Consider the following 13,192-nt stretch of genomic DNA (forward strand, 5'->3'; position numbering starts at 1 on the left):
TTCAGTTTTCAAAGGTCTTTGTCACTCAATATCTCTCAAGCGACAACTATATTAGTATATCACAGCTACCTGCCTCTGTCAACAGATTTTTAAAACTTTTTTCAAGTTTTTTTAACCGCAATACACCATAGTCCGTACGGGATTCGAACCCGTGTTACCGCCGTGAAAAGGCGGTGTCTTAACCCCTTGACCAACGGACCTGAGCTTTTCAACTCTTTCTATTATACCTACTTTTTTACCTTTGTCAAGGACTTTTTTCAGTGAAGTTAATTTTTTCTTTTCTTCACTAATTTAACCACTGCTTCTGTCCGTGCAGTGTGGGGAAACATATCGACCGACTGGATATACTGGAGGTCATAGACTTTTACTAGTTTAACCAAATCTCGCGCTAAGGTCGAAACATTGCAGGATACATAGACCATTTTGTCTGGAACATAGGTCAGAATGGTTTCCAACAGCTTATCATCTAAGCCTGTACGAGGAGGGTCAACTATCAAGGCATCCGCTCGGTAGCCATCACATTAGAACATAAAAGAGAGGTTGAACCTCTCTAAATTTATTTTTCTTCACTCATTTTTGATTTTACTTCATCATAAGATAGTGCATGGGATTCCTCTTCTACTGTCTCAGGCATTTTCCCTGTTTCGTAAAGAGATTTAATCTGTGTACTATCTAATGTTTCGTATTTCAACAATGCTTCTGCAATCAACTTATGAGTTTCACGATTTGATTGGATGATTTCAGCTGCTTTGTTTCGTGCCTCATTTAATAATGAACGAACTTCCTCGTCAATCTCATAGGCTGTTTGTTCTGAAATTGATTTTTGAGGACTTTGTGCACCAAACATAGCATGATTACCTTCGTATTGAACTGGGCCAAGTTTTTCACTCATACCGTATTCAGTGACCATTGCACGCGCCATCTGTGTAGCTTGTTCAAAGTCATTTGAAGCTCCTGTCGTTTGGACATTAAAGATAATCTCTTCAGCTACACGACCACCCATCAAACCTGCTAATTGTTCTTTCATGTCTTCTTTAGATAGAAGCATTTGATCTTCTTTAGGAAGTGCAATCATGTATCCGCCTGCACGTCCACGTGGTACAATGGTAACTTTATGAACAACACGGGCATTTGACAGTACTAAACCAACAATGGTATGTCCAGCCTCATGATAAGCAACCAATTCACGTTCTCTTTGTGATACTGTTTTATCTTTCTTAGATGGTCCAGCAATCACTCTGTCTTCTGCCTCATCAATATCTGAAGCATCAATGACTGACTTGTTGCGACGGGCTGCAACCAAGGCTGCCTCATTTAGAACATTTTCCAAGTCAGCTCCCACAAAACCTGGAGTTTGTTGGGCAACTAGTTTCAAATCCACATCGTCTGCCAGAGGTTTATTTTTAGCGTGAACTTTCAAGATTGCTTCACGACCTTTAACATCAGGGCGACCAACCAAGACTTTTCTATCGAAACGTCCTGGACGAAGAAGAGCTGGATCTAGAACATCTGAACGGTTCGTCGCAGCGATAACAATGATCCCTTCATTTCCCTCAAAACCATCCATCTCAATCAAGAGTTGGTTCAAGGTTTGTTCACGTTCATCATTTCCTCCACCAAGACCAACACCACGTTGGCGACCAACAGCATCAATTTCATCGATAAAGATAATGGCTGGTGCTGCTTTTTTTGCATCCTCAAAAAGAGAACGAACACGACTTGCACCAACTCCGACAAACATTTCTACAAAGTCCGATCCTGAGATACTAAAGAATGGAACGCCTGCTTCTCCGGCAACCGCCTTAGCGAGCAAAGTCTTACCTGTTCCCGGAGGTCCCTCTAAAAGAACACCTGCAGGAATACGCGCACCAAGTTTGGTAAATCGTTTTGGATCTTTTAGAAATTCAACAACTTCTACTAATTCTTGTTTTTCTTCCTCGGCACCTGCAACATCTGAAAATCGTACCTTGATATCTTCTTTGTTTGCAGCTTTGGCCTTACTACGTCCAAAACTCATTGGATTTCGACCACTATTTCCTCCCATATTTCCCATCATAGAGAATAGGAAGAAGAAAAGAATAGCAAATGGCACCACAGAGACAAGGATATTGATCCACATACCGCTTGAACTCTCATGTTTGACTGTTACTTCTGCCTGATGTTCAGAAGCAAGTTTTTGCAATTCTGAAACTGTTGAATCAGACGGAAGAATAGTACTTGAGAATCTTTCTACTGTTGTAGCTGTAGGAGTGAAAAATTGAATTCCTGTTTCTTCTTTACTAGTCTTAGGATTTTTATAAACACCAGACACTTCAATGATGCTACCATTCGGCTGATAGGTTAATTCTTTTACATTGTCTGCTGTAATTTCTTTTACCAATTCTGTATAGTTAATTTTTTCGCTTCGTCCCGCAGTATTTCCAGAATAAAAATACTGGAATCCTGTTACAAGGAAGAAGATAATTAACAAGTACAGAAATGGATTTCTAACTAAACCGTTATTTTGTTTTTTCATTAAAGATAGATCTTTCTAATTTGAATAAACTTCTTCTTTCAATACTCCAACATAAGGAAGGTTACGATAATTCTCTTTATAATCTAGACCATAACCTACTACAAACTCATTTGGAATAGTAAAGCAGGTATAATCTGCCTCAATTTCAACAATACGCCCTTCTGGTTTATCCAACAAGGTTGCAATCTTAACAGAAGCTGCTTCTCTTTCAATAAACATATCTCGCAAATTTTTCAAGGTTTGACCTGTATCGATGATGTCTTCTACAAATAGAACATGTCTTCCTTTGATATCTTGAGTTACGTCTTGCTTGATATTGATTACACCACTACTTGCAGTTCCACCATGGTAGCTAGATACCATCATGAAGTCCATCTCAATATGTGTATCAATATGTTTAACCAATTCAGCCATAAAAGGAATTGATCCTTTCAAAATTCCAATAAGAATTGGATTTTTCCCCTCATAGTCTTTGGTTAATTGTTCACCTAGCTTTTTAGCCGCTTCTGTAATTTCATCATGTGAAACGAGGATTTTTTTAATATCGTGTTCTAACATATTTTTACCTATCTATTTTTTCTATATAAAGTACAGTGTTCATTATATCATTTTTCGTGTTTTTACTCAAATCACTGGTCGTAATTCCTAAAATTGAGACAATTTCTCCAAATTGCTCAATAATAGGGGTTGTTTTTCGTTTTTCAATAGGGATTTTTAAATCTATAAATAAGCGTCTCAGTTTCTTTCGATGACCATTTAGGGTAATAACATCGCCAGGTTTTCGACATCTAATATGTACAGATGTTTCCCGTGAAACCGTTACTTTTTGAACAAAATCCCCTTCAATAAGGATACCAAAGGAAAATAAATAGCCCATATATCGAACTTGATTTTGATAGTGTAACACAAGTTCATCTTCCTTTTCATCAGCCTGTGGACTGATTTTGCAAACTCGAAAATTCTGATACTCTTTTATCAATTCATAACCATTTTTCAATGGGTGACGATACTGGCTTTTCGTTGTTAAAATCTGTCGAACTTCATCAAACTGAGCCTTCGTCAGATTTAAGTCTGGAAATTGATTAAGATAGTTTTGGAGCAAGATTCCTTGAGTTTGTTGAGAGTATGAAAATAGCTCATTCAAATCTTCCACATCAATTTGTTTCGAAAGTTCCGTTATTGTTGCTTGGTAATCTGAAACTTCCATTCCAAAATCTAAAAGGGCGGATTTAAGACGAGGATTTTCTTTTTCAAGTTCTGGTAAATATCTATTCCGAATGCGATTGCGAAAATAGGTGCTTTCCTGATTTGTTTGATCTTCGAAATGAAAAATTGGTGAAAAATCCTTTTTATGAAAAGACAACAAGGGACGGATGATTTCAATATCATCAACTACTTGACTTTCTTTTATTCCTGTTAAATGGCGTAGCCGACTTCCTCGAATCAAGCGCATCAAAATCGTTTCAACTTGATCATCTGCATGGTGGGCAGTAACCAAGGCAGTTGCTCCAACCTCTTTCATGATTTTCCTAAAAAAATCATAACGAAACTCTCGAGCACGCGCTTCTGAAAAGTCTCCTGAAAAGCTTGTGATATAAATAGGAAGTTCAGCTGCATCAGCTAACTTCCTTAGTTCATTTTCCTCCCAATCAGATTCCCTTCTCTGCTTGTGATTGACATGTGCTACAATCAACTCAATTTCTAACTCATTTTGATAAGTAGACAATAGCTGGAATAAAAACATTGAATCCAGTCCGCCAGACAAAGCTAACACGACTTTCGAATGTTTTTTGAAATACTCTTTTTGGAGAAAATGATTTAAAAAATCCTGGTCCCTCATTTTAGAACCTCATAGACATCCTTAGCTATCTTAGCAATAGTATCATAATCAGAATTTTTGGTGAAAATGGAAAGAACAAAAGGAGAATCCGTATAAACAATGGCAGTGTCATGTTTAAACTCATCGGCATCTCCAATTTTATGAGCTACCTTAACCGAAACACCTTTTGCGATTCGTTGGTTGTCAAAATCAGTCTTACCTAGAGACTCTAGGACAAAACCATTCTGATTATAAATAGCTTCCATGACCTTTCCAGCCATTTTTGAAGAAGTCAGTTTATCATTCACATCCCAATCTTCACCCATAATAGTGGACATTTTTTCTTTAAAAGCCCCGTCAGATTGATTGGTCACGTAATAACCTAAAATATTATGAGCAACATTATCAGACTCTTTTGTTACCTTGGTAATTAACTGTTGAAGACTGTAATCTTTGTTGTCTTCTTTTTTAGGTAAGCTACCACTACCTTCTGGTTTATAGGAACCAGGAAAACTATTTACTTCTGGGATATACTTGAAGCTACTGTCTAGCGTATATTCCCCTTGATTTATCTTATCTTGAGCATAATAAAGGTAGGCTAGTTTCAAGATGCTAGCTGCATAGAGTTTGCTGTCTTCATTCACCCCAGCCTCTTTACCTGTACTCAGTTGTTTAACATAAATAGAATAATTCTCGTTCTGATAGTTGTTTGATAAGATTTCTTGAACCTTCTGGATGCGATTGTCTTCTTTCGAGACGAACTCTTTTGATACCCACCCAACTTGATCAATATGAAGAAATTCTTGTCCCTCAGCAAAGAGAGCTCTATCCACCGTTACAAGTTGATAGGGAGAGAGGGATGAAGAAATTTCTTTAGTGTCATAAGGGCTGTTATAGATAACAAACCCCTGCTCCAACCATACTTGTCTATTTTGAGTTTGAACTTGACTTTGATCATAGATCAAACGCTTATCTGCAGGGATAAACTGGTGATTATCTAATTTAAAAACAGGAACACCTTGTCTATTCAAACGCCATTCTACTATTTTAAAGGCGGTTCCAGGAGTCAATTTACCAGACTCCTTGACAAGATCCTCATTAGCATAGACTGCTGTTTCTCCGTATACCATTGGGGATTCCAGAGTTTCTTTATAGTAGAATCCATAATCAGACTCAGTTAGATAATAAATTTCTTGTGAAGAGTAAGTAAGCTGTTTTTCTGTGCTAACTACTCTTGAAGTTATGATAAAAGCAGGTAGCAATAAAACTACTAAGAACTTACGCATTCTTCTCTTCCCTTTCTTCTTGTAATCGTAATAAATGGTTTTTAGCTGCCAATTCCTCTAATTTTTCATCTGATAAACTTAGAAATTGCTCAACAACTTCCAATAAATTTTCCATGACATTACCTCGGAAGCAAATCAGGAATTGTGTAAATTGCTTCTCGTTTCTTTGAGTAATAGTACTTGGCGCGTGCATATTTTGCTACATAGTCTTCATCTTTCAACTTTGTAGCAAAGGCGGATTCCTTATCCTTTTCATCACTAAGAGTTTGGTACTGCTCTTTCAACTCTGTTAATTGCTGACGACGTTGCAGTAACTGATCATAGCTTTGAGCCAAGTTATAAGTTGGTAAAATAAACAACAAGATCATCAAAATAAGGACCCAACCCATAAAACGATTTCGTTTTTGTCTCTCCTTCATCAGGTAACGACGACGTTGATGTTCATTTTGAATAAAAGAATTATTCATCTGTACAATATTTTTAGACATTTTCTTCTACCCGTGTTTCACTGAGAATTTCATACATGCCTGCTGCATCTTCTTTTTTTGTACTATCTTTCATCTCTAGTACTTTAACAAGTAACAACTTATTTCCAAAGCGAATTTCAACTTGGTCATCAACTTTCAAATCCGTTGAACTTTTGGCCAAGATTCCATTCACCTTGATTCTACCTTTATCTGCTACTTCTTTTGCGACTGTGCGGCGCTTAATAATTCGTGATACTTTTAAATACTTGTCTAATCTCATTTTTATTACCTCAAATTATTATTGTACCATTTTTATCCTTTTTATAGAAGAAAAATGTTAAATGGGATTTGCTTCCTTTGATTCTTTTATCTCTAATAAGCTTTCTCCAAAAATCAGCAAACCTTCTAAAATTTCATAATCCTTCTTGTTTCGGACATCAAATACAACTTCCATTAATCCCTTATTCTCAGCTATGGCTGCTTTTAAGTTCGTTGCGGATAAAGCTTTAAAATAATCTTGAGCCAAGAATAGTCGTTGAGTGGCTTTTTCAAATTGAACTGTAATCTTGTTATCTTTTCTTTCCACACGTTCTACAAAGACCTTGTCCAAATATGACTTAACCAAACCAATCTCTAAAAGGTAGGCTACTACATCTGGGTATTCTCCAAAGCGATCCATCAATTCTTCTTGTAGTTCTTCATAGTTGACACGATTGTCAATTTGACGAATTTTCTTGTAAATTTCAATCTTATGTCGTTGGTCAGAAATATAAGTGTCAGGAAGATAGGCGTCGATTTGTAAAATCAACTCAGCATTTCCTTTGATTCTTTTATTCCCATTACCGTTCCGTTTAGCGATAGCTTCCTCTAGTAACTGCGAATACAATTCAAAACCAACAGAATCAATGAAACCAGACTGCGATTTTCCTAGAAGATTTCCTGCTCCACGAATCGAAAGATCTCGCATCGCAATCTTAAATCCTGAGCCTAATTCTGTAAATCCCTTAATCGCTTCTAATCTCTTCTCAGAGACTTCACTAATTGATTTTTCTGGACGATACATAAGATAGGCATAAGCAATACGATTGCTACGACCGACTCTTCCTCTTAATTGATACAAGGTTGACAAGCCCATGTGGTCTGCATTTTCAATAAATAAGGTATTGGCATTTGGAATATCTACCCCTGTCTCAATAATAGTAGTTGTCACCAAAATATCATACTGACCTTCAATAAAGTCCAGTAGAGTGTTTTCCAACTGAATTTCACTCATTTGTCCATGAACATACCCAATCGAAGCCTCTGGAATCAACTCCTGTAATTCCGAAACCTTCTGGTCAATCGTGTCAACCTTATTGTAAAGATAGTAAATTTGACCTCCACGCTCCATTTCACGCAAGACAGCATCACGAATGACACTATCATTCTTCTCTAATACATAGGTTTGAACAGGATAGCGATTGGTTGGAGGAGTTTCAATAACAGACAAATCTCGGATTCCCAGCATAGACATGTGGAGAGTACGAGGAATTGGCGTTGCTGTCAAGGTTAGAACATCTACTTGTTTTTTCAGTTCTTTCAAAGTTTCCTTATGCTTGACACCAAATCGTTGTTCCTCATCAATAATCATCAATCCCAAATCTGAAAACACAACATCTTTTGACAAAACACGATGCGTTCCAATCAAAATATCGACTTGACCATTCTTTAGTTTTTCAAGTGTTTCTGCCTGCTCTTTTTTACTTCTAAAGCGACTCAACACATCAATATTAACAGCAAAATTTTGGAATCGTTCCTTAAAATTCGTATAGTGCTGTTGCGCTAAAACCGTCGTTGGAACTAGAACGACCACCTGTTTGTGATCATTGACTGCCTTAAAAGCAGCACGCATTGCTACTTCAGTCTTCCCAAAACCAACATCTCCAACCAAAAGTCGATCCATGGGGTGAGAATCCTGCATATCTCTCTTGATTTCCTCAATACTACGAAGTTGATCATCCGTTTCAACATAAGGGAAGGCATCATCAAAAGCATGTTGATCTTCATCATCAGCTGAGAAAGCAAAACCCTTCAACTGACTACGCTCAGAATACAGTTTAATTAAATCGTCAGCTATATCCTCTACCTGGTTCTTAACTTTTTGCTTGGCCTTTTTGAAATGACCGTCATTTAATTTATTGAGTTTAGGAGGTTTCCCATCACTTGAAACATATTTGGACAGTAACTGAATCTGCTCTACTGGGATGGAGATTTGGTCACCATTTTGATACTGTACACTGACATAATCACGGTGAATCCCTTTGATTTCAATTGTTTCAATCCCTAGATATTGACCAATTCCATGAATATGGTGAACAACGTAGTCCCCTTGTTCAAGTTCATTATAATCTTTTAATCGCTCTGCGTTTGAAGCATGTTGTCTTCGAAAACGACGTTTTAATTTCTTTTGAAAAATCTCATGTTCAGTAATCAAGAGAATTTTTTCATCTACAAAATGAAAACCATGTCTTAGATTACCCTCAATCAAGTTTACAGATTCTTTACAGATACTTGACTTATCTCTGGAATCCAATTTGATCTGATATTCCTCTAAAATATCCTCCAACGTCTTACTTCCCATTGAATTGCTAGACTGCAAAACAATGGTGTAGTCAATTTTTTTGTATCGCTCAATTTCTTCTTTTAAAAATGAAAATTGATTGAAAAACTCTTGCATGGGGTATTGATTAAATTGATAAATGTGATCAAACTTAAGATTTCCTAAGCCCTTTTGCAGATTGGAGAAAAAGGTAACTGGACTTTGTTTTTTATAGATTTGCTCTGTATCTGCAAAATACTGCATCCCAGAAAATGATTTACCATTCTGTAAATCTTCTGTAAAGTATTGCGCTAATTCTCTTTCAAAGGATTCATACTGATTCATCAATTTTTGATAGTCATCAAAGAATACTGGTGTATCTTTTTCAATATAATCAAATACAGTCCATGTTTTATCGTAACATAAGGACAAAAACTTTCGACTATCTGAATGTACTTGTTTTTGATGAAAACTTGACAAAATTTCTTCCAAATATGATTTTAAAATTGGTGATAGAGTCTTTGAAATTTGCTTTTCTAAAGCTGACTGTCCTCGTTGATAATCTTTTTCTCTCAAAAGTATGTCGCTAGCTGGAAAGATAGTGAGGTTTGTCTGATTTTCTTTCGATAATTGTGTTTCGACTTCAAAAGTCCGAATACCATCTACTTCATCACCAAAAAACTCAATTCGGAAAGGTTCTAACTGAGATATCTCAAAAATATCTAAGATATCTCCTCGAATACTAAACTCACCTTGGGTCTGTACTTGAGTAACTTTTCGATATCCAATTTCCTTTAACCGGTGAAGTAGCTCGTGTTGGTTATATTCTTCTCCAACTGCAATTTTTATAATACTTTCTTTAAATCTAGTCGGAGAGGGTAAAATCAATCGACTCGCTGCGATATTACAAACTAAAATCCCTTTCTTAGATGGATCATTCAAAAAACGCAAGGCCTCAACCCGCGAAATGATTTTTTCTTGCGAAGACATCAAAAACTCTACCATAGGAGAGTCATCAACCAAAAAAGGATAGACAAATTCCTCTCCTAAGAGAGAAAGAAGATCACTGATAATTCGTTCTGCTTCTCCATAAGTTGAAGTCAGTAACACAATCTTATTTTCTTTTTCTAGACTGCTTGCAATTGCAAGAGCCTTGGTAGACGTTGATAAACCAAGTATTAGTTGTCTTTTCTTATTTATCAGATTTTGATGCCATTTTTCTATCTGATTATTTTCTGAGAATAAATCTAATAAAGTCACCATTTATCCATTATACCTCTGCATTGTTTTCTCAAAGTTTTTCTCTTGTAAATAGTAGTTTACAGCATCGTCAATCTTGTCAATAGACTGTAAAATACCCACATAGTCATCCTGATCAAACTTACTTAAAACATGATGAACAACTGACATGCCTTTTTTAGGTCTTCCAATACCTATTTTAACACGGTTAAATACTTGGGTTCCAATATGTTGAATAATAGACTTGATACCATTATGACCACCTGCTGAACCCTTTGCTCTTAAACGAATTTTCCCAACTTCCATGTCAAGATCATCGTAAATGACGAGTAAATCTTCAATATCCAAACCATAGTAAGTCAATAAAGCATGAACCGCTTTTCCACTTTCATTCATAAATGTTGTTGGTTTGACAAGATAAATTTTTTCACCATTAAAGAAAAAAGATGCTAGGTCAGCTTGAAATATCTTGTCATGTGTAAAAGTGACATTTTGTTTTTTAGCTAGTTGGTCAATCAACATAAATCCAACATTGTGTTTGGTTTCAAAATATTTATCCCCTGGATTTCCCAATCCTACAAGTAATTTGGTCATTTATTTTTCCTTTCAAAAGCCAAAAGGGTTGGAATTTTTTTCCAACCTAATTGACACTATTTATTAAATGTTATTAAACGTTAAAGCGGAATTCCATGATATCGCCATCTTGAACGATATATTCTTTTCCTTCTTCACGCAAGCGCCCAGCTTCTTTTACAGCCTTTTCAGATCCATATTTCACTAGATCCTCATATGACATTGTTACTGCACGAATAAACCCTTTTTCAAAGTCTGAGTGGATAATACCAGCTGCTTGAGGAGCTTTCATCCCTCGCTTAAAGGTCCAAGCACGGACTTCTTTTTCACCAGCTGTGAAGTAAGTTCCAAGCCCAAGCAAGTGATAGGCTGCACGAGTCAACTTGTCAACGCCTGATTCTGTCAACCCAAGTGCTTCAAGAAACTCTTGCTTATCCTCATCGTCTAACTCAGAAATTTCTTCCTCAGCACGCGCGGAAATAACGACTACTTCAGCATTTTCTGTCGCTGCAAATTCACGAATTTGCTTCACATATTCGATAGAATCTGGGTCTCCAACAACATCCTCATCCACATTAGCAACATAAAGAACTGGTTTAGTGGTCAAAAGGAAGAGACCTTTGACAACCTTTTGTTCTTCATCTGTAAATTCAATAGTACGTGCTGATTTTCCATCTTCAAGGACTGGTTTAATCTTTTGAAGAACATTAAATTCTGCTACTGATTCTTTATCTTTTTGCGTACGTGCCATCTTTTCTACACGCGCATAGCGTTTATTAACTGATTCTAAGTCAGCAAGAATCAATTCTAGGTTAATGGTATCAATATCTGCAAGTGGATCCACAAAGGCGTCTTCACGTCCTTGCTCGCGCATCACATTTTCATCATCAAAAGCACGAACTACGTGAACAATCGCGTCTACTTCACGGATATTGGCCAAGAATTTATTACCTAGACCTTCTCCTTTTGAAGCTCCTTTTACAATCCCTGCAATATCTGTAAACTCAAAGGTTGTTGGAACTGTCTTTTTAGGAGTAATCATTTCCGTTAGTTTTTGTAGGCGTTCATCTGGAACTTCCACCATCCCAACGTTTGGATCAATAGTCGCAAATGGGTAGTTTGCCGCCTCTGCTCCTGCTTTTGTAATTGCATTAAAAAGGGTTGATTTACCAACGTTTGGCAAACCAACGATACCTGCTGTTAAAGCCATAGTTTCTCATTCTCCGTTCTCATTTCAATCCCTAACATTATAACACAAAAAGGGAAAACTTGCTAACCCTCTAACTAAGGGTTCTTAGTCAATAATCTTATTCATTTTTCGTTCAAAATCATAGCGACTCATCATGACAAGGTGGTCACAATTGCTACACTTTATTTTGATATCTGCCCCTACGCGTGTAATTTCCCAACGATTAGCTTTTTTTCCTGTTGACTTAATTATACAAGCATGAGGTTTTTTCATCTCAACAAAATTTCCAACTTGATACATACTACTCTCCTTTTCTTTTTTGATTATATCATAAAAGAGGCGAGCCAGGCTCAACCTCTTTCACTTAATTTGTACGAACTGGTGTAATGAGCTGCATGAAGTCTTCGTCAGTATCTGCTGGCACAAGAGTAAATGGACGAACTGCTGAGATAAAGCTAATGGTAACCTTTTCGCTATTTAAAGCCTTGAGGGAATCAATCAAGTAAGTTGGGTTGAAACTAATAGTCAAATCATCCCCGGTCACCTGCTCCGTATCGATTTCTTCGTTTACTTTACCAACCTCTGGAGAGTGAACATGGGCGCTAACAACTCCACCTTTAATTTCAAGCTTCACAGTACCATTTTGAGTCGCACTTGATAAGAGACGTGCACGCTCCATAGATTGACGCAAATTAACCACATCAAAAGTAATTGTAGTGTTAAAGTCTGTTGGAATCAAGCGATCTGTATCAGGATAATTACCTTCTAGGAGACGAGTGTAGAAGCTAATATTTTCGCTTCTAAAGAGGATTTGATTATTTGCAAAGAAAATCTCTACAGTTTCAATATCATCTGTAAATACCGCTGAAAATTCGCGGAGAGAACGACTAGGAATTACCACATCGAAATCATCTCCATTTTTTTCAAGAGTCAATTTCTTCTGGCTAAGGCGGTGTGAGTCTGTTGCAACTGTTTTTAGTTCCTTATGTTGGCTCAATACAAAATGAACACCTGTTAAGATGGGACGACTCTCTTGCGTACTTGCAGCAAAAGCTGTTTCATTGATAATTTTCTTGAGTAGTTTTGTTTCAAGAACCAAAGGTGTGCTTGCTGAAATTTCTTGGATTCGTGGGTACTGTTCGCTATCTTTTCCTTTTAGGGTAATTTCTGATTTACCACTTGTTAAGACAATTTGTTTTTGTTCAATTTCTTTGAAATCAAGCGTTACATCTGGAAGACTAGATACAACATTGATAAAGAAAGAAGCTTCTAGAAGAATCGAACCTAAAGAAGTAATCAAAAGACCAGCATCTTCATTTTTTTGAGAAATGAAATTTTCAATAGAAATTTGACCATTTGATCCAATTAAAGTAATTCCTTCATTGCTAATATCAATTTTGATTGTCGATAAAATCGGAATAGCATTTTTTGAGCTAATTGCTCGTTTTGTGGTATTTAAGGCTTGTAGAAATAAATTTTTATTAATTGAAAAATGAATCATGGATTCTCCTTTATTTATTTTTAGT

12 protein-coding genes, 1 tRNA gene and 1 pseudogene are annotated in these 13,192 nt (G+C 36.6%); all 14 read right to left on the reverse strand.

Going from position 1 to position 13,192, the window contains the following annotated elements; translation table 11 throughout:
- Positions 1–128: 128 nt before the first annotated feature.
- Positions 129–200, reverse strand: a tRNA-Glu gene (locus tag D8844_RS08875).
- 66 nt (positions 201–266) lie between these two features.
- Positions 267–518, reverse strand: a pseudogene (locus tag D8844_RS08880) (23S rRNA (uracil(1939)-C(5))-methyltransferase RlmD); the annotation flags it as partial.
- 38 nt (positions 519–556) lie between these two features.
- Positions 557–2,515, reverse strand: a complete 1,959-nt coding sequence (ftsH, locus tag D8844_RS08885) for an ATP-dependent zinc metalloprotease FtsH (protein ID WP_042903093.1) — start codon at positions 2,513–2,515, stop codon at positions 557–559.
- Positions 2,516–2,530: 15 nt separating this feature from the next.
- A complete protein-coding gene (hpt, locus tag D8844_RS08890) occupies positions 2,531–3,073 on the reverse strand; it encodes a hypoxanthine phosphoribosyltransferase (RefSeq protein WP_125423496.1) in 543 nt (180 codons plus the stop codon).
- Positions 3,074–3,077: 4 nt separating this feature from the next.
- Positions 3,078–4,355: a tRNA lysidine(34) synthetase TilS gene (tilS, locus tag D8844_RS08895; RefSeq protein ID WP_125423499.1), complete on the reverse strand. Its 1,278-nt coding sequence runs from the start codon at positions 4,353–4,355 to the stop codon at positions 3,078–3,080.
- A complete protein-coding gene (locus tag D8844_RS08900; RefSeq protein WP_125423502.1) occupies positions 4,352–5,620 on the reverse strand; it encodes a serine hydrolase in 1,269 nt (422 codons plus the stop codon). Before D8844_RS08900 ends, tilS begins: the two co-directional genes overlap by 4 nt.
- The gene (locus D8844_RS10555; protein WP_000429343.1) at positions 5,613–5,735 is read right to left on the reverse strand and encodes an SP_0009 family protein; all 123 of its coding nucleotides are present in this window, start codon (positions 5,733–5,735) and stop codon (positions 5,613–5,615) included. The genes D8844_RS08900 and D8844_RS10555 overlap by 8 nt, the downstream gene beginning before the upstream one ends.
- A 4-nt stretch (positions 5,736–5,739) precedes the next feature.
- The gene (locus D8844_RS08905; RefSeq protein ID WP_000041923.1) at positions 5,740–6,108 is read right to left on the reverse strand and encodes a septum formation initiator family protein; all 369 of its coding nucleotides are present in this window, start codon (positions 6,106–6,108) and stop codon (positions 5,740–5,742) included.
- Positions 6,101–6,367, reverse strand: a complete 267-nt coding sequence (locus tag D8844_RS08910) for an RNA-binding S4 domain-containing protein (RefSeq protein ID WP_001234975.1) — start codon at positions 6,365–6,367, stop codon at positions 6,101–6,103. The genes D8844_RS08905 and D8844_RS08910 overlap by 8 nt, the downstream gene beginning before the upstream one ends.
- Positions 6,368–6,424: 57 nt before the next feature.
- On the reverse strand, positions 6,425–9,928 hold the full coding sequence (gene mfd, locus D8844_RS08915) for a transcription-repair coupling factor (RefSeq protein ID WP_125423505.1): 3,504 nt from the start codon (positions 9,926–9,928) through the stop codon (positions 6,425–6,427).
- On the reverse strand, positions 9,929–10,498 hold the full coding sequence (gene pth, locus D8844_RS08920) for an aminoacyl-tRNA hydrolase (protein ID WP_125423508.1): 570 nt from the start codon (positions 10,496–10,498) through the stop codon (positions 9,929–9,931). It abuts the gene before it with no gap.
- Positions 10,499–10,571: 73 nt separating this feature from the next.
- Entirely contained in the window at positions 10,572–11,687 is a 1,116-nt protein-coding gene (ychF, locus tag D8844_RS08925; RefSeq protein ID WP_067193739.1) for a redox-regulated ATPase YchF, read from the reverse strand.
- An 84-nt stretch (positions 11,688–11,771) separates the two neighbouring features.
- Complete coding sequence (locus D8844_RS08930) at positions 11,772–11,966, reverse strand: DUF951 domain-containing protein (RefSeq protein WP_000285178.1); 195 nt, start codon at positions 11,964–11,966, stop codon at positions 11,772–11,774.
- 64 nt (positions 11,967–12,030) lie between these two features.
- Positions 12,031–13,167 carry a DNA polymerase III subunit beta gene (gene dnaN, locus D8844_RS08935; protein ID WP_125423511.1) on the reverse strand — a complete coding sequence of 379 codons (1,137 nt, stop codon included), beginning with the start codon at positions 13,165–13,167 and terminating at the stop codon, positions 12,031–12,033.
- Between the last annotated feature and the right edge of the window lie 25 nt (positions 13,168–13,192).

The sequence above is a fragment of the Streptococcus oralis genome, assembly GCF_003942875.1.
In the GTDB taxonomy this organism is placed as follows: Bacteria; Bacillota; Bacilli; order Lactobacillales; family Streptococcaceae; genus Streptococcus; species Streptococcus oralis_BX.